This window comes from Idiomarina ramblicola (genome assembly GCF_003987255.1).
Taxonomy (GTDB): domain Bacteria; phylum Pseudomonadota; class Gammaproteobacteria; order Enterobacterales; family Alteromonadaceae; genus Idiomarina; species Idiomarina ramblicola.
Map to the genome: position 1 here is coordinate 509,665 of NZ_PIQC01000001.1, position 18,291 is coordinate 527,955.

The 18,291-nt window shown below is 46.3% G+C and carries 14 protein-coding genes and 2 tRNA genes; 4 read left to right on the forward strand and 12 right to left on the reverse strand.

Translation table 11 applies throughout. The features are described 5' to 3' along the window. Positions 1–3: 3 nt before the first annotated feature. The 8 genes from accA to dnaQ all read right to left on the reverse strand — a co-directional run bounded on the left by accA (position 4) and on the right by dnaQ (position 10,634). Positions 4–960, reverse strand: coding sequence for an acetyl-CoA carboxylase carboxyl transferase subunit alpha (gene accA, locus CWI78_RS02495; RefSeq protein ID WP_126779943.1), 957 nt, complete (start codon positions 958–960; stop codon positions 4–6). A gap of 15 nt (positions 961–975) precedes the next feature. Continuing rightward, positions 976–4,452, reverse strand: a complete 3,477-nt coding sequence (gene dnaE / locus CWI78_RS02500; RefSeq protein WP_126779945.1) for a DNA polymerase III subunit alpha — start codon at positions 4,450–4,452, stop codon at positions 976–978. 78 nt (positions 4,453–4,530) lie between these two features. Beyond that, entirely contained in the window at positions 4,531–5,826 is a 1,296-nt protein-coding gene (locus CWI78_RS02505) for an NAD(P)/FAD-dependent oxidoreductase (protein ID WP_126779947.1), read from the reverse strand. A 100-nt stretch (positions 5,827–5,926) separates the two neighbouring features. Beyond that, the gene (locus CWI78_RS02510; protein WP_126779949.1) at positions 5,927–8,104 is read right to left on the reverse strand and encodes a M3 family metallopeptidase; all 2,178 of its coding nucleotides are present in this window, start codon (positions 8,102–8,104) and stop codon (positions 5,927–5,929) included. A 186-nt stretch (positions 8,105–8,290) separates the two neighbouring features. Next, positions 8,291–8,367 (reverse strand) — tRNA-Asp (locus tag CWI78_RS02515). 26 nt (positions 8,368–8,393) lie between these two features. Continuing rightward, positions 8,394–8,470, reverse strand: a tRNA-Asp gene (locus CWI78_RS02520). A 143-nt stretch (positions 8,471–8,613) separates the two neighbouring features. Next, complete coding sequence (locus CWI78_RS02525) at positions 8,614–9,942, reverse strand: TIGR03503 family protein (protein WP_167468591.1); 1,329 nt, start codon at positions 9,940–9,942, stop codon at positions 8,614–8,616. Continuing rightward, complete coding sequence (gene dnaQ, locus CWI78_RS02530; RefSeq protein WP_126779951.1) at positions 9,927–10,634, reverse strand: DNA polymerase III subunit epsilon; 708 nt, start codon at positions 10,632–10,634, stop codon at positions 9,927–9,929. Before dnaQ ends, CWI78_RS02525 begins: the two co-directional genes overlap by 16 nt. 51 nt (positions 10,635–10,685) lie before the next feature. Here dnaQ and rnhA point away from each other — a divergent pair, with 51 nt between their 5' ends. Continuing rightward, positions 10,686–11,159: a ribonuclease HI gene (gene rnhA, locus CWI78_RS02535; RefSeq protein WP_126779953.1), complete on the forward strand. Its 474-nt coding sequence runs from the start codon at positions 10,686–10,688 to the stop codon at positions 11,157–11,159. 1 nt (position 11,160) lies between these two features. Here rnhA and CWI78_RS02540 read toward each other — a convergent pair whose 3' ends face one another. Both CWI78_RS02540 and CWI78_RS02545 read right to left on the reverse strand, forming a co-directional pair. Next, positions 11,161–11,550, reverse strand: a complete 390-nt coding sequence (locus CWI78_RS02540; RefSeq protein WP_126779955.1) for a rhodanese-like domain-containing protein — start codon at positions 11,548–11,550, stop codon at positions 11,161–11,163. Beyond that, entirely contained in the window at positions 11,547–12,317 is a 771-nt protein-coding gene (locus tag CWI78_RS02545) for a methyltransferase domain-containing protein (protein ID WP_126779957.1), read from the reverse strand. Before CWI78_RS02545 ends, CWI78_RS02540 begins: the two co-directional genes overlap by 4 nt. 74 nt (positions 12,318–12,391) lie before the next feature. Here CWI78_RS02545 and gloB point away from each other — a divergent pair, with 74 nt between their 5' ends. The 3 genes from gloB to CWI78_RS02560 are packed head-to-tail and all read left to right on the forward strand — an operon-like array spanning position 12,392 to position 15,347. After that, positions 12,392–13,153 (forward strand): hydroxyacylglutathione hydrolase, encoded by a 762-nt coding sequence (gene gloB, locus CWI78_RS02550; protein ID WP_126779958.1) that lies wholly within the window; start codon positions 12,392–12,394, stop codon positions 13,151–13,153. A 48-nt stretch (positions 13,154–13,201) separates the two neighbouring features. Then, positions 13,202–14,833, forward strand: coding sequence for a LysM peptidoglycan-binding domain-containing protein (locus CWI78_RS02555; RefSeq protein ID WP_126779959.1), 1,632 nt, complete (start codon positions 13,202–13,204; stop codon positions 14,831–14,833). Positions 14,834–14,840: 7 nt separating this feature from the next. Continuing rightward, positions 14,841–15,347: a hypothetical protein gene (locus CWI78_RS02560; protein ID WP_126779961.1), complete on the forward strand. Its 507-nt coding sequence runs from the start codon at positions 14,841–14,843 to the stop codon at positions 15,345–15,347. On the opposite strand, the gene ligA is transcribed toward CWI78_RS02560, so the two are convergent. Both ligA and zipA read right to left on the reverse strand, forming a co-directional pair. After that, on the reverse strand, positions 15,344–17,356 hold the full coding sequence (gene ligA / locus CWI78_RS02565; RefSeq protein WP_126779963.1) for an NAD-dependent DNA ligase LigA: 2,013 nt from the start codon (positions 17,354–17,356) through the stop codon (positions 15,344–15,346). The genes CWI78_RS02560 and ligA overlap by 4 nt on opposite strands. A 12-nt stretch (positions 17,357–17,368) precedes the next feature. Next, complete coding sequence (gene zipA / locus CWI78_RS02570; protein ID WP_126779965.1) at positions 17,369–18,289, reverse strand: cell division protein ZipA; 921 nt, start codon at positions 18,287–18,289, stop codon at positions 17,369–17,371. Positions 18,290–18,291: the final 2 nt, after the last annotated feature.

Here is an 18,291-nt window from a genome sequence, read left to right on the forward strand (position 1 = left end):
AAATTAGCAGTAGCCAAAAGACATGAGTTTACGGTAGCGCTGGTCCAGCAACTCGTCGTGACTCAAGCCTTCCAGGCTTTCCAGGTCAGACAACAACTGATGTTTCAGGCGTGACGCCATTTCTTCCTGGTGACGGTGCGCGCCACCCAAAGGTTCCGGTATAATCGCATCGATAAGCCCAAGTTCCTTGCTGCGCTGTGCCGTAACGCCCATTGCTTCTGCGGCTAATGGTGCCTTGCTGGCGCTCTTCCACAGTATCGAGGCACACCCCTCAGGAGAAATGACCGAATAAGTGCTGTATTGCAGCATGTTGACCCTATCACCAACACCTATTGCTAATGCGCCGCCAGAGCCACCTTCACCGATAACAGTACAAACGATAGGAACGGTTAAACGTGCCATCACTTTCAAATTACGTGCGATGGCTTCACTCTGACCGCGTTCTTCTGCACCAATACCGGGATAAGCCCCAGGCGTATCAATAAAAGTAACGACGGGCATGTTAAAACGTTCAGCCGTTTCCATCAGGCGCAACGCTTTACGATAACCTTCAGGTTTTGGCATACCAAAGTTACGACGGATTTTTTCTTTGGTTTCGCGCCCTTTTTGTTGACCGATAACCATGACTGGTTTACCGCCTAAACGGGCAATACCACCAATAATCGCTTCGTCGTTGGCAAACGAACGATCTCCGGCCATTTCATCAAACTCGGTGAATATCATGCGAATATAGTCAAGCGTATAAGGTCGCAATGGATGCCGTGCCAGTTGAGCGACTTGCCACGCGCCAAGATCAGAAAAGATTTTTTCTGTCAGCTCCTGACTCTTAGTGGTCAACCGCTGAACTTCTTCTTCTAAGTTAAGATCCAGTTGTCCACGGTCACCGACAGATTTCAGCTCTTCGATTTGCGCTTCAAGTTCCGCAATAGGTTGTTCAAAATCCAGAAAATTAAGGCTCATTCGCTGTCATTTCCTTTAAAATTCAAGTGAAACTTGCTGAATTCCCAGCAAATTCTGTAATTCGTATAGTAATTCATCAGACGGATTCACATACCATTGTGCGCCAACATTTAAAGTGGCCTCAACACGTTCCGACTGATACCGCATTTTTATCGGACAAGTCCCTTCAGCAAAGGGCTGTAATAGCTTTTCCAGTTTTCCGGCCAGGCCGTTGGCGAGCTGTTCATCTGTTACTGTAATCGCCAAATGTCGGAGATAAGTCTCCCGAGCCTGTTCAATTGCCATCACTTCTCTGGCAGTCATTGTATTGCTATTACTGAAGTTATCAAATCTGACCTCACCTTTTATCCACAAAATTCGGTCTTTTTCGAGCAATTCCTGATAACTTTCGTACTCATTACTAAATAAGCGTACATCCATGCGCGCGGTTTTATCATCTAAGGTCACTATAGCAAAACGCTGACCCCGTTTATTGGTCAGAACCCGTACATCGATAACTAACCCAGCAATGGCGATACTTTCATCTTTACGGGTTGGAGTAACATTCGCCAAGGTACTATTAATATAGTGCTTAAGTTCTTCTCGAAAACGATTAATTGGATGGCCCGTTAAATATAAACCAAGGGTATCACGTTCCCCTTCTAACCAAACTGCTTCCGACCACTTACGAACACTGACAAACTCTTGTTCCACGGCTTCCGGCTCTGTCGTCAGAACCCCAAACATATCCGACTGACCAATTTTTTCTGCGTTCAAATGCTGCTCTGCCTGACGAATCGCTTTTTCCAGTGTTGCCATTAACGCTGCACGGTGAGGCCCCAGATTATCCATTGCGCCGGCCCGAATTAAACGCTGAAGAATACGTTTGTTCATTCGTTTTAAATCGACCCGGCAACAGAAATCAAATAAGTCGCGGAATGGACCACCTTCTTCCCGCGCTTTTATTATTGATTCAATTGGCCCTTCGCCTACACCTTTTATCGCACCAATACCGTAAACCACCCGCTGCTGCTCATCGACGATAAACTTGTACTCGCCTTTATTCACGTCTGGTGGCAGCAAATCCAGTCCCATGCGTTCACATTCGTCGGCCAGGGTGACAATTTTGTCCGTGTTGTCCATATCAGCAGACATCACCGCTGCCATGAACTCCGCTGGATAATGCGTTTTCATCCATAGGGTTTGATAAGACACCAACGCATAGGCTGCAGAGTGTGACTTATTAAAGCCATAACCCGCGAACTTTTCCACCAAATCGAAGATTTTCGTGGCCAGTTCGGGATCGATGTTGTTTTGAGCTGCCCCTTCGCGGAAAATCTCGCGCTGCTTCTCCATTTCTTCGAGCTTTTTCTTGCCCATGGCCCGGCGTAATAAATCTGCCCCGCCCAGCGTATAACCAGCTAAAACCTGAGCAATTTGCATGACCTGCTCTTGATACAGAATAACGCCGTAAGTCGGTTCCAATATGGGTTTTAAACTGTCGTGCTGATACTCCACGTCAGGATAAGAAATTTCTTCCCGGCCATGCTTACGATCGATGAAGTTATCCACCATGCCAGATTGCAATGGGCCCGGACGGAATAACGCAACCAAAGCGATGATATCCTCAAACGAGTCTGGTAAGAGCTTTTTAATCAGCTCTTTCATACCACGCGATTCCAACTGGAAAACTGCCGTGGTTTCCGCCTTTTTAAGTAATCTAAAACACTTCGGATCGGTTAAATCAATTGAGGTAATATCAATAGGCTCTTTACCACTTTGGGCATGGCGACGGTTCACCATATCAACGGCCCACTGAATAATGGTCAGCGTTCTCAACCCCAAAAAGTCGAACTTAACCAGGCCTGCCGATTCCACATCGTCTTTATCAAACTGAGTTACCGGATTGTTGCCTTCGTCATCACAATACAGCGGCGAAAAATCGGTAATTTTAGTTGGGGAAATAACCACACCACCGGCATGTTTACCGGCATTACGGGTCACACCTTCCAAAATTCTGGCCATATCAATAATGGCCTTAACTTCTTCATCTTGTTCGTACGCGGCACCAAGTTGAGGCTCAATTTCAAAGGCTTTGGCCAGAGTCATGCCCGGATCGCCCGGTATTAATTTGGAAATTCGGTCGACAAAACCATAAGGGTGAGCCAGTACTCGCCCAACATCTCGTATCGCCGCCTTGGCCGCCATGGTGCCGAAAGTAATAATCTGCGAAACCGCTTCACGACCATAAAGGTCAGCAACGTGATCAATAACCTCATCGCGGCGATCCATGCAAAAATCGACATCAAAGTCAGGCATAGAAACCCGTTCTGGGTTCAGGAATCGTTCGAAAAGCAAGTCAAACTCGAGCGGATCAAGATCAGTGATTTTAAGCGCATAGGCCACCAATGACCCTGCACCCGATCCCCGTCCCGGTCCGACTGGTATGCCGTTGTCTTTACTCCACTGAATGAACTCCATAACGATAAGAAAGTAGCCGGGAAAGCCCATATCGTTGATAACACCCAGCTCTCGTTTGAGTCGTTCATCATACTCCGGCCGTTTTTGTTGCCGCTCTTCGGCATCCGGAAACAAAAACTCTAAGCGCTCTTCTAAGCCTTCTTCCGAAGCTTTAATTAAAAATTCTTCAGTGGTCAGATTACCGGTTGGGAACTTGGGCAGAAAGTACTCACCCAGCCGCACGGTGACATTACAGCGTTTTGCTATCTCAACCGTGTTCTCTATTGCTTCAGGAATGTCAGAAAACAATTCGACCATCTCTTCGCTGGAGCGTAAATATTGCTGCGGAGAGTATTTTTTGGGGCGGCGCTTATCTTCCAGCTGATACCCGTCGTGAATAGCCACTCGAATTTCGTGAGGATCAAAGTCTTCTTCTTTGAGAAAAACGACTTCGTTGGTGGCGACAACCGGCAGTTCTGTTTCACCGGCAACAGCGACGGCTTTATGCAGATAATCTTCTTCCTGAGGGCGTCCGGTGCGAACCAGTTCAAGATAAAATCGATTCGGAAAGTATCGCTGATAAAAGTCCAGTGCAGCATTAAGCGGGCCATCATGGCCTCTGATTAAAGCTTGTCCAACATCGCCCTGACGACCACCGGAAAGCAGAATAATGCCTTGGTTATGCTCTTGTAACCAGTCTTTATCGATAACTGGCTTACCTTTAATATTACCGCGCAGATAAGCCTTTGAGATAAGCTGAGTGATTTGTTGGTAGCCATCATTATCCATGGCCAGCGCAGTCAGCCGGAAAAGCTCCGATTCAGGATAGTCAGCCTGTACCCAAAAGTCACAGCCAATTAAGGGCTTTAGCCCAAGCTTGTGCGCCGCGCCATAGTAGCGAACCAAACCACAAAAGTTCATTTGATCGGTAATAGCTAACGCTGGCATGCCAGCATCAGCAACCGCTTCACAAATCGGCCCAACTTTCGCCAGGCCATCTATCATGGAAAAGTCACTATGAATTCTTAGGTGAACAAAATTTGGTGCAGTCATTTTACGAATACAGTCTGGCTTTTTTCATTATCATTTTATGGTCTTTATTGTGCCTTATGCGGGCTCTGAAGTATATCGTCAGTGTAACTTCAAGCGTGGCTTTACTACGTGATTCAGTTTATCGACCATCAATAACAGCAGCATTTTCCACCAACCGTGTAAGGCTCTTTGGTGCATGCGATATAAACTGGCGTAAGCCCAGCGCGCCAAAGTCCCCTCAAGCGACATCGACAAGCTCTTACTTTGCATCAAGTTACCCACAGCGGAAAAGCGGCTGAGCGAGACAAGTGAACCTCTGTCTTTATACTGAAATAATTTTGCGGGTTTGCCCCGGTACTCACGCACAATATTCTGATACAAGCAGTCGGCCATCTGATGCGCAGACTGAGCCCTGGGCGGTACCCAACGTTCATCATCAATGCGACAACCAGCGCAGTCACCAATGGCATAAATGCTTTGGTCAGATACCGACTGAAGATATTCATTCACTTCAATTTGATTGTTTTTACGGACTTTTAAGCCCCACTCTTTCACAATATCGGGCGCGCGAACACCGGCTGCCCATACCATCAAGTTTGATTCAATGTTCTCGCCTTCTGACAGTACCAGAGTATTTTCTTTAACCTCCGTGACAGGATTATTCAGGATAACCTCAACGCCAAGCGACTTGAGCTTTTTCTCGACCGACTTTGACAAACGTTCAGGCAAAGCCGGTAAGAGTCGCTTACCAGCTTCAACCAGACGGACTTCGAAATGCTTTTGGTCCAAATAAGACAAACCATAAATAGAAAGCAACGAGACTGAATGAATTAACTCTGCCGCTAATTCAACTCCTGTAGCGCCACCGCCAACAATAGCCAACGATAACTTTGTTTTCTGACCGTCTTCAATTGACTGATTTACCCGCAAAAATTCATTTAACAGATGTTCATGAAACTCATCGGCCTGACGTAACGAATCCAGAAAGTAACAGTGGTCTGCGACTCCAGGCGTGCCAAAGTCTGCGGTAACGCTACCGATTGCCAAAATTAACCGATCATATTTAATGCTTCGCGGCGCTAGCACTTCATGGTTTTGTTCATCTTTTATCGCTGCTAGTTGAATCGACTTTTCTTCTTTGTTCACTGACTCTAATGTACCCACCAGGAATTGAAATCCTTCGCGAGCACTTTGCCCTCGATAATCCAGCTCAGCTAAGCGTGAATCTAAAGCACCCGAGGCAACCTCGTGTAATAGCGGCTTCCACAAATGAGTGCTATTACGGTCAATTAACGTTACTTTTGCTTTCTTTTTGCGACCCAGCTTTCTTCCCAGCATCGTCGCTAATTCCAGTCCACCTGCACCACCACCAACAATAACAATCCGTTCTTGCATTTGTGCCTCACCAATCTGCAGATAATAAAAAAGCCACTGACGATGATAACGCCAGTGGCTTTATATAACGACTGTTCAGTCGAAATTATTTCAGCACAACTTAGTCGATGCTTGGATCAGTCAATCCTCGACGTTCCAGCAGTGCTTCAACAGTCGGCTCCTGGCCACGCCAGTCAATGTACTGTTGCATTGGATCTTTGCTGCTGCCCTGTGACAGAATTTCCTTACGGAAAGCCTGACCATTTTCAAGGCTCAAACCACCGTTATTGCCCATGTGTTTGAACGCATCGGCCGCCAGCACTTCACTCCACATGTAAGCGTAGTAACCCGCTGAATAACCACCGGCAAATACGTGAGCAAAATAAGTTGAACGGTAACGCGGCGGTACCGCTTCAACGGCTACACCGTTTTTCTCCAGTGCTTCTTGCTCGAATGCCGCAACGTCATCAATCTCAGTTCCTGGCTCCACAGTGTGGTATTCAAGGTCAAGTAATGCAGCAGAGAGATACTCTAAGGTATCAAAGCCCTGGTTGAAGTTACGTGCATCCAGTACTTTTTGCAGTAGTTCGTCAGGTATCTGCTCACCGGTTTCATAATGCTTCGCATACTTCGCGATAACTTTTTCGTTCAGTGTCCAGTCTTCCTGGAAGGTCGATGGAAACTCAACGTAATCACGTGGTACTGACGTACCCGCTTGCGACGGATATTTCACATCAGAAAACATACCGTGCAATGCGTGTCCCATTTCATGGAACATGGTTGATACTTCATCAAAGCTGATTAAGGTTGGTTCACCTTCCGGCGCTTTGGTGATGTTCATGTTGTTCAGAATAACTGGCTTCTGATTCATCAGCTCAGACTGACTACGGAATGAACTCATCCAGGCACCACCACGCTTACTGTCACGAGTGAAGTAGTCAGCGTAGAACAAACCAATACTTGAGCCGTCGACGTCTTTTACTTCATAGACAACCACTTCGTCATTGTAAACCGGAATGTCGTTGCGCTCTTCGAAAGTAATGCCGAACAATTGGTTCATTGCGTAAAACACACCGTCTTCCAACACGCGGTTAAACTCGAAGTATTGTTTTACTTCTTCTGCATCAATAGCGTATTTTTCTTCACGCACTTTCTCTGCATAATAGAACCAGTCCCAAGGCTTCAATTCAAAATCTTCGCCTTCGGCTTCAATCATAGCCTGAATTTCAGACGCTTCTTTTTCAACGTTGCTAACAACGGCCGGAACTAAGTCACGCAGCATCGACTGCGCCGCTTCTGGTGTGCCCGCCATGTTGTCGGCCAGCACGTAATCGCCCCAGCTGTCATAACCCAACAATTGCGCTTTATCAGCACGCAGTTTTGTCAAGCGCTGAACCATAGGACGAGTGTCAGTCTCGGTATTACCTGAGCCACGATTTGCTGAAGTTTCCCAAATTTTCTGACGTAATTCGCGATTTTCCAGATCAGTAAGAATTGACTGACGAGTGGTGTTTGTCAGGGTAATTGCGTACTTGCCTTCCATATCACGACTTTCTGCCGCACTTGCCAAAGAAGCAATTTGGCTGTCGCTTAATCCGGCCAATTCTTCTTTATTATCTACGACAATAACGTTTTCCTGAGTCAACGCCATCAAGCTCTTTTGGAACTCGGTGGTTAAGCTTGAAAGTTCCTTGTTGATATCGCGGATTTGCTGCTTTTGCTCTTCATTCAGTTCCGCACCAGCGCGAACAAAACCTTTGTAAGTGTCTTCCAGCAAACGCTCAGACTCAGAGTCCAGATCAAGTGCTTCACGGTTATCAAATAAGCGTTTAACTCGCGCAAACAAATCTGCATTGAGCATAATATTGTCGCGGTGTGACGCCATCTTAGGCGCTAACTTGCCTTGTAATTCACGAATTTCATCGCTGCTGTCAGAAGAGGAGAGGTTATAGAACACTGAACTGACGCGGCCGAGGATTTCACCGGCTTTTTCCATCTCGACGATGGTATTTTCAAAGGTCGGTTCTGCCGAGTTTGTCGCAATAGCATCAATTTCTGCCATATGCTCTTCCATACCGCGTTCAAATGCTGGTTCAAAATGTTTGAACTCAATCGCATCAAAATTCGGTGCCTGATAAAGCAAAGAGCTTGCCTTGAAGAACGGATTGCTTGATGTCGCTTGCTGACTACTGTCAGCTGAAGCGGCTTGGTTTTCAGTTGTTGATGAGTTATTTGCATCACTGCAAGCTCCCAACGATACTGCTGCACTCACAGCAACAGCCAGTAAAGTTTTACGCATGGGTATCTCCCGTTGTCTTTGTTTTGTCGTTGTGTTTTTGGTGACATTACTCTAGCCCTGCAAAGGCTCAGGCTCAAGAGGTAAACGGCAAAAAGCATGATCTTCGGGGTAAAATTTGAAAACAGGCTAAGAATAAAACAATACAGGGGAACTTTTTAAGCGGGTGCTTATAAACTTGAAGAATAATGGCGGAGTGGACGGGACTCGAACCCGCGACCTCCGGCGTGACAGGCCGGCATTCTAACCAACTGAACTACCACTCCGCAATATTCTTTGGGGGCGTACTAAATGGCGGAGTGGACGGGACTCGAACCCGCGACCTCCGGCGTGACAGGCCGGCATTCTAACCAACTGAACTACCACTCCGCACTCAGTACAACGTTGAAGTATCTCTCCCTCAACGCGGCGTGCATATTACGAGTGAGGGGCAAATGAGTCAACACTTTTTTTAAAGATTTTAACCGACTGTCTGATTTATATTCAGATCTGTGCTTTTTTGACCACAAAGGTCATTTTTTACCACTTTTCTCTGATTTTAAAGATTCGGAACTAGCAACGTCGGTTGCTACTTTCTTTTTGCGAAATTTAAACCACCAGAGTGCAAATAGAGCCAAGCCAATTAAAACAATATTCACCACCACAATAATTATCAGATTGGTCATCGCTTGCTTTTGCTTTGCCTCGCGTTCTTGTCTCGCCAGTTCTCGCTGTCGTTCAAGTTCAATTTTCTGCTGTTGAGCCCGTTCTGCGGCGGTCGGTTCCGGAGGTGGCGGTTCTTTCGCTATAAAGCTAAAGTCATCAATTCTGGCCTCGAATTCGCGACCATCGACACTGGTTGCGAAAATATCTAAATCGACCAGATGCTTACCAAAGGCAAGGTTGGCAATAGCAACATTATGTGGAAACGTCTCTATTTCACTGACCGTAAACTTTCGCACTTCACCGTTAGGAAAACTGGTTTCACCGTTGATAACCACACTTTGTGGATCAATCCAATTTTCATCAACCTGAATAGTCAACTGGTGGTTTTCATCTACCGCTTCGGACTGAATCACATTGAATTCAACCGGCAAGGGCTCTACCTCTACGGGTCCAAACTCGAACACACGTTGATACAATGGTGTTGTCATTTCATAGGTCGCCAGCCATTCGCCGGGCTCAACGTCCAGATTAAAAAAGCCTGTAAAAACACCATCACCGGCACGTTCATCATGACCGCGCCCATTATCTTCAAATTGTGCTACTCGTGCCGGATTGGCACCAAAGTTATCAAAATCGGGGTTATTGGTACTGATGAATAAAACATCCAATAAAACGGTTTGACGAAAACGGGCCGTTTCAACCACTTCGTCACCATTATACAGTTTACCTTCAACTTTTAGCTCTTCGTACTGAAACAACGGATTGGGTAAAGGGTTCGCTTCAAAGCGAATATCAGAAATGACTAAGGCTTTATTTTCTTCATCGATACGTCCAGCTGCCTGCCACGGCCCTGGTTGAGGTTCCTTAATCCGGATGATGTCAAAATTTGGATCCGTATACCAGGTTACCTGTTCTTCAGGATAACGGGCGTCATACCATTTGCTGCCATCCGGCTTTATTAAAACCAACGGCTTACTTCCCGGCTCGCGAAAGAATAGTAGCGTGATCTCTTCGACATTCTCATCGATACGAAAACTTTGCCCTTTAATTGGCAACTTATTGGTAATGTCCCCTTCTATCAGGCTCATAGCTCGCTTTTTAACCTGTTCTTCCGAATCAACATCGGTAAAGCTTTGCACGGCATAAGCCTTTGAGCTACTCACTAAAACCAATAATAACGCTATGAGTCTTGCCACAGACAATGTCCACCTTCTTCTTTTACTCGCGCCAGACGCTCTTGATGTAATGCTTCTTCATCGGCTGTTGCACGCAAAACCTTTAATGCCGGAGGATGGGTCACTCGCTGATGCTCGACCTTTTGCGAACCACCCTGATTGTCTTTGCCATGACTGGCAAGGTTCAACGCGGTTTGCCCGCCGGTCATCATGAGATAAACATCAGCCAGGATCTCGGCATCAAGTAAAGCGCCGTGCAGTTCCCGTGATGAATTATCAACACCAAAAGCGCGGCATAAAGCATCCAGATTATTTTTTTGCCCCGGCCGCATTTCGCGGGCTAATTGCAAAGTATCCAGCACGGAACAAAAGTCATTGGTTAACCCAACTGTCGGTCTTATTCGACTAAACTCAGCATCCATAAAGCCCACATCAAAAGGCGCGTTATGAATAACTAATTGAGCCCCTTTGATAAACTCAATAAAATCATGGACCACTTGAGCAAATACTGGCTTGTCCGTTAAAAAATCATTGGTTATGCCGTGGATCTCAATCGCTTCCTGCTCAACCACCCGCTCAGGATTAATGTAAACATGGAAATGATTACCGGTTAACTTGCGGTTAATAAGCTCAACACAGCCTATTTCGATAATCCTGTGACCCTTTGCAGGGTCGATTCCGGTAGTTTCTGTATCTAATACGACCTGACGCATGCTGAAATCCTGATATACTCGCTGGAAACAAAGGATATAGTAGCAAGTAACATGTCGAACTCAAAAACTGTTCATTTATATACTGATGGCTCTTGTCTTGGAAACCCTGGTCCCGGGGGGTACGGAGCCGTACTGGAATACGGAAAAAACCATAAAGAGTTAAGTCAGGGGTATCGCCTGACCACGAATAACCGTATGGAAATGCTGGCGACTATAGCGGGGTTACGGGCGTTAAAACGCTCTTGTCACGTTATTCTTACCACTGACAGCCAATACGTAAAACAAGGCGTTGAGCAATGGATGCATCGCTGGAAACAGAATGGTTGGCGCACTTCCGCGCGTAAAGCAGTAAAAAACAAAGACTTATGGCAGCAGTTGGACGAAGAAGTTAATCGCCATAAAGTTGAGTGGAAATGGATAAAGGGTCACTCAGGGCATCAACAAAATGAGCGCTGTGATGAGCTGGCCCGCAACGCCGCAACGCGCGAGCCTATGCTTGAGGACAAAGGGTTCAACGGCGAATAAACTATTCGCCGGCAACCACTGGCAGCTTTTTCTCTTCCCACGCGCTCATACCGCCATCTACGCTGTATACGTTATCGAATCCCATACGCTGCAGACTTTCAGCCGCCAAGGCTGAACGTCCGCCAGTACGACAAATAAGATATAACGGCTTTTCGGCGATGCGATCCAGGGCGTTATCATAGCCCGCTACATCGGGGTGCTGATTTAACTGCATTTCTAAAACGCCACGGGGCATGTTCACCGCTTCTCGAATGTGGCCCTGACCATACTCAGCAGGCTCACGGACATCAATGACACGTGCACCCTGCTCTATTGCGTTTTGCAAATCTTCGGTATTCACTTCTTTGACATTAGATTTTGCTTTGCCACATAACTCTTGTGCTGTAATCATAGCTTACCTCTTAAATTGCTCTTAGATTTTGAAAACGGTTTTGTCGACATTGCTGTCGCTGTCTGTCTTCCATTAACAGCAAATTGCTTACGCTGAACCGATGGCTTTAACCGGTTTACTAATGTTTGCTTCCGGGCCACGATAAAATAAGCAGCGCGCAGTCCCGGTATCGTTTCGCTTAACTTCGTTGACCAGTCACTTCCCCGATGTTCACTGTGATGTAAAAAGTGCGAGACATAAAATTCGGATTCCAGTATTTCGAACCCCAAGACTTCCAGCCAATCTTTTACTCTTATCAAAGTAAAGTAACGCCCACACCAAGGAAAACTCTTTTTATGCCGGATGAAAAAACCACTGGCCACCGCCGGACTGTATGGATTAAATCCTGTCAGGATCAGCACACCATCCTCGTCAAGTACCCGAGTTGCCTCTCTTAATAACTGGTGCGGGTTCTGGCAAAATTCAAGGACAAAGGGAGCAATCAAATTATCAATGCTGTTTTCTTTTAATGCCAGTTCGGTCAATTTACTGCGCACCGCAACTTGCTGCCCGGCACCAACAGTCAACCAGTCAGCGTTGCTTCGAAAGCAATCGTTAAGGCCCGGCCCCAATGAGCCAACGACCACCGTTTTCCCCGGCTTTAGCCGTCGTTGATGCAATCGAGTCAACTCAGCAGTTTGCTCCATAATATATTGGCCACAAGCCATGTGTTGCCAATTCTGTGGAGCCGCTAAATCAATTTTCGAATACGCTGGTTTAATTAACACGGCTAATTCCTGTATTATGAATTTATCTGCAAATTACTCGCTGGGTTTCTCATCCTAGCGCTATAGGGGCTAACATGCGAGTTCACGCTATTGAAGCGTTCGATGACAATTATATCTGGGCGATTGAAACTAATAATAATGACAAAGTTATTATTGTAGACCCCGGTGAAGCGAAGCCAGTTCAACAATGGTTAGAACAAAACAGTAAAACTATCGACACCATCTTAGTTACTCACCATCATTACGACCATACGGGTGGAATAGCCGAGTTAGTCAAACAACAACCCTGCCCGGTCATAGGGCCAGATAATCCCGAAATTAACACTCTGACCCAAACAGTAACCGAGGGGGATGAACTGACCGTTGGCGGAATCCAGTGGCAAGTATTTACCACGCCTGGTCATACGTTAGATCATATTAGCTTTTATACTCCCGGCTTTTTATTTTGTGGTGACACTTTGTTTTCCGGTGGCTGTGGACGGATGTTCGAAGGTACTCCGGAGCAGTTCACACAGTCACTTTTAAAACTACGCCAACTTCCGGGAGAAACCCGGGTATTTTGTGCCCACGAGTACACCCAGGCAAATTTAGGCTTTGCACTAAAAGTTGAGCCCAACAATGCTGTCTTACAAAGTTATGCCGAAAAGGTCAAAATGTTGCGCGAACAAAATCAAATCACGCTGCCAAGCACGCTGCAGCTAGAGTTAGCGATTAATCCGTTTCTCCGTTTTGATCAAAAAAGTGTTATCTCAGCAGCCAGTAACCATGCAGGAAGTGTAAAAAATACCCCTGAGGACGTTTTTTACACAATTAGACAGTGGAAAGATAACGCGTGATTCTTTAAACTCCTCAAGATTTTAACAATTATCGGAAGTAAATTACGCATGACAGACAGCAAACGAAAGAACGCATGGTTCAAATACTGTATGGTAGCCAGTGGCCTGGCATTAGGTGGCTGCCAAAACACAATGCTGTTTAGCAATAATGACCCGATAGAAGCCAACCAACCATCTGAACTAAAGCTAACGCCCATTCCTGAAGAAGTCATTAGTCAACCGGCTGAGGAAGAAGTTGCAGCCACTGAGCCTGTAGAACTGACTCCGCAACAGCAGGATGATCTTTGGGTACGAATTCGGCAACAGTTACGCTTTTCGGTACCTGATGTACCCAGAGTGCAAAGTCAGCGCAACTGGTATGCAAGCCACCCTGAATACTTAGATCGCGTTGCCAAGCGAGCCGAACCTTATCTTCATCTGATTGTGGAAGAACTGGAAAAGCGTGATATGCCAATTGATCTGGCCTTATTACCCATAGTCGAGAGCGCATTTGATCCCTTCGCCTATTCGCACGGCAGTGCTTCGGGTGTTTGGCAGTTTATTCCCGGCACTGCGCGCCAATATGGTTTGGACATCAACTGGTGGTATGACGGTCGTCGTGACGTTTTCGCCGCAACTCATGCTGCTTTAGATTATTTACAAGCATTACACCGATACTTTGACGGAAACTGGATGCATGCACTGGCTGCCTACAATTCAGGCGAAGGCCGTGTTGCAGCCGCCATTCGGAAAAATAAACGTTTAAATAAACCAACCGATTTCTGGAACCTCTCGTTACCACGCGAAACGCGAGCTTACGTACCAAAATTATTAGCGTTAGCCGAGATACTGGCCAACAGCGATGAGTACGGTATAGCCTGGTATCCAATAGAAAACCAGCCAAAACTCGAGGTCGTTGAGACACCCGCGCAAATTGACCTGGCTTTAGCCGCCGACATGGCGGATATGCCGCTGGATCTATTGCACCAATACAATTCAGGCTATAACCGTTGGGCCACAGCTCCAAGCGGTCCGCACCGTTTAATGCTGCCGAAGCAGAACGCAGAAAAATTCAAGCTGGCTTTAAGTAAAACAGAGCCTAAAGATTGGTTAAGCTGGACCCGGCATGAAGTGAAGTCCGGTGAAAGCCTGCTGACGATTTCAAACAAGTACAATACCTCGGTTGATGTAATTCAACAGGTTAACGATATCAGCAGTCACATTATACGAGCGGGCGAACACTTATTAGTTCCTATAGCGACACTCAATATCGAAAATTACAAACTATCGAAAGACCAGCGCCGTGAAGACCGACAAGATCAAAAACGATCCGGTAAGCGTATAGAGCATATCGTTCAGTCCGGTGATACACTCTGGGATCTGAGTCGTGCCTACAGTGTCAATTTACGAGATTTGGCACGCTGGAACTCGATGGCTCCTGGTGATTATTTGAGACCAGGGCAAGAACTAGTGGTTTGGACGGAAGCTGAACCCTCTTCGGCAGTACAAAGCGGTATCAATAGCATTATGCGTAATATCAGATATCGCGTACGCAGCGGTGACTCACTGGCCAGGATTGCTGATAAATTTAATGTCACCATTCGACAAATTGAGCAATGGAATAACATTCAGCGCAATCGTTACCTGCAGCCTGGGCAAATGCTTAAGCTAAAAGTAGATGTGACTGAGGTTAGTAGTTGAGGCACTAATGAAAAATTTAAAACACGTTTTTACCATTATAGCGTTGCTCTTCAGCGGGCAAACATTAGCCGACTGGAAAGCAGAGGGTAGCGGTAAAGTCATCTACCCATCAGGCCGTACAGAGCCTTTAGATTTTGGTTTTGAGTATAAAAAAGTCTATGACACCATTATTTTTTCGGCAGGCAAGTCGCAAATGCGTACTTCAGAAATGCCGCCAAACTATATTCTCAACGTCTTTGTTAATAAAGAAGGACAAGTTTATGTGGCGGAGTTTGCCAGCGGCTTTTTCAAAGGTTTTGAATTAAGTATTGGTGATCATCAAATCAGTATAAATCACCGTCGCGAATTTGATGCGGAAGAGCCACTTAAACATCTGCGTGTACAAATTAATGATCGCAGCTACTTATTAGACACAACGCACCCAACGATAAAGTTTGAGTTTGATGAAGAAAAAGGCATAGTGAATATCAACGGTTCAGGCCTGTTAAAAGACCTGAGCTCTCGCGGACGTTAATCTTTTAGCAACTGATGTAATGCCTCTTCATCCAATATCTCAAGCCCAAGGGACTGGGCTTTTGTCAGTTTTGAGCCTGCGTTTTCACCAGCAACCAGCGCCGTTGTCTTTTTAGAAACACTGGAAGCCACTTTTGCCCCTAATGTCTCCAGCGCCGATTTCGCGTCATCACGAGTCATGGTCGACAAGGTTCCGGTAATAACATAAGTATTTCCCGCAAGACGATCACTTTGGATGGAACTGGCCTCTTCACCTTCCGGCCAGGAAATAAACTCTCGTAATTCCGTGACTACCTGCTGATTATGAGATTCATGGAAAAAAGCCACAATATGCTTAGCGACAACAGCACCAACATCAGGAACTTCCTGTAGTTGCTCGCTTTGGGCGGCAATTAGAGCGTCAAGGTTTTTAAAGTGATTCGCCAGCGCGTTTGCTGTAGCTTCCCCTACTTCCCGAATACCCAAAGCGTAAATAAAGCGGGCTAAGGTTGTTTCCTGTGTCGCCTTAATGGCATTTCGAAGATTTTCAGCAGACTTAGCGCCCATTCGCGGCAACGTTGCCAACTCGGCTTTTGATAAACGATAAAGATCAGCCGGTGATTTTATCCAATCTCTTTCCACCAATTGTTCAACAATTTTGTCGCCTAAACCGTCGATATCCATGGCTTTGCGGGAAGCAAAATGCTTAATCGCTTCCTTTCGCTGAGCCGCACAATACAAACCACCGGTACAACGGGCAACGGCCTCTCCCTCAACCCGTTCAATCTCGGATTGGCAAATCGGACAGTGCTGAGGAAATTCAATAAACTCAGTGTTTTCGGGGCGTTTATCTTTTATGACGCTAACAACTTGTGGAATCACGTCTCCGGCACGACGAATACTGACGCAGTCGCCGATTCGCACACCTAAACGAGCAATTTCATCCGCATTGTGCAAGGTGGCATTGGATACGGTAACACCGCCCACATTGACAGGCTCTAAACGCGCAACGGGCGTTATTGCCCCAGTACGACCAACCTGAAAGTCGACGCCGGTAATGGTCGTAAGCTGCTCCTGCGCAGGAAACTTACGAGCAATTGCCCAACGCGGTGCGCGGGCGACAAAGCCTAAGTCTTGTTGAAGCCGAATAGAATCAACCTTAAAAACCACGCCATCGATGTCATAATTTAACGCGTCTCTTCGATCTAAAATAGCTTCATAATAATCGTCACAGCCTTTTATTGAGTCAACCGTCTTTATCTCAATATTAACGGGTAGTCCCCAGTCTTTGAGTTGCTGCAAGCGCTGATAGTGACTGTCCGGCAGCTCCGTCGTTTCTGAGATCAACCCCAGACTGTAAGCATAGAAATGCAGCGGCCGTTTTGCGGTAATTCTGGAATCCAGCTGTCGTAAGCTGCCTGCAGCGGCATTCCGGGGGTTAGCAAATACCTTTTCCTCACGCTGCCGGGCGTTTTCGTTGAAGCGCTCAAATGCGCCAAGGGGCATAACCACCTCACCGCGAACTTCCAGCCGTTCAGGCACGTTACCAGACAGTTTTAAAGGCACATTGCGTATGGTTTTTACGTTCTCGGTAATATCTTCACCGCTCTGTCCATCGCCACGAGTTGCACCGCGCACTAACAGCCCATTTTCGTACAGTAAACTGACCGCAGCACCATCAAGCTTAGGCTCACAGCAAAAAGTCACGGTCTGATTAGTATCCAGTCGCTGTTCAACTCTTTTGCTAAAAGCCTCAAATTCATCCACCGAAAAAGCGTTATCCAACGATAGCATTGGCACTTCATGCTGAACGTTTTTGAACTGCCCCAGAGGCTTGCCGCCCACTTTCATTGTCGGAGATTGAGCATTCTTTAAGTCAGGATATTCAGTTTCTAACGTTCTTAATTCACGAAACAAACGATCATACTCAGCATCAGGCACAGTAGGCTCATCGTTTTCGTAATATTCTTTATTGTAGCGATTAAGTAATTCTTCCAGCTCTTGCATACGCTGGTGAACAGACTGATTCATAGTGACCTGTGTTTAAGCTGAATGTTTACGTTCAAACTCACGAATACGTTGACGAGCTTCGTGAATAGACTGACGAGTCAACAATTGACGCTGGCCATCCAAAACTTGCCCCTGGGGAATTTCAGTAGCGAGTTTTTTAGCCGCATTGAGCATCATGTTAAAGGCTTGCTGGCCGTCAAATTTCATGGGTAATGCCATGAAAAAAGCAACACCTTCGGTCTCAAAATTTTCCATATTATCCAAGTCGAAGGTTCCGGGATTAAACATATTCGCCACACTGAAAATCATCGACCCGGTACCGGCCGTATTTTCATAACGGTGAAAGATACCCAGTTCGCCGAATTTACAGCCCAGCTCTGTCATCATTTGCAGCAATACAGCACCCTGTACTGGCCCTTTTACATGTAACGCAATTACCTCTTCGGGAACCGTTTCGAAATCGTCTGTGGCGTCGTTTTCGGTTTGCGCTTCGTGCTCCCGTATTGTTTCGTTTGGAGGATCTAGTTCATTATCTTCCTCAAATTTCAGCTCCGTCTGCTCCACCTCTACCTTTTCGTCGTTACTGACCCGCATCGACGGTAACGAATCAGATATCGCTTCATCGCTACCAAGATCCATCGACATCTGCTCTATATTTTCGTCTTCTTCATCTTTTTCTCGCGCATCGCTTTTTGCCGGCGATACCTGAGAGTCACTTTCAAACGGTTCCTCTGCTTCGGTTGCCGTTGAAGATTGCGTCTGTTTAACCACCCGAACTTCACCAATACCGTCAGAATCAAAGTCTGTCGATTGTTGCTGACGGTTCTCCGCTACACGTTGCTCGCGCTGACGCTGTTGCTGGTTGCCTTTGCGTATTTTCCATAACCCATGCGCAACAATACCGGCAATTGCCAGAATTCCAAGAATACTGAGGGTAATTTGTAAACTGCCCATTT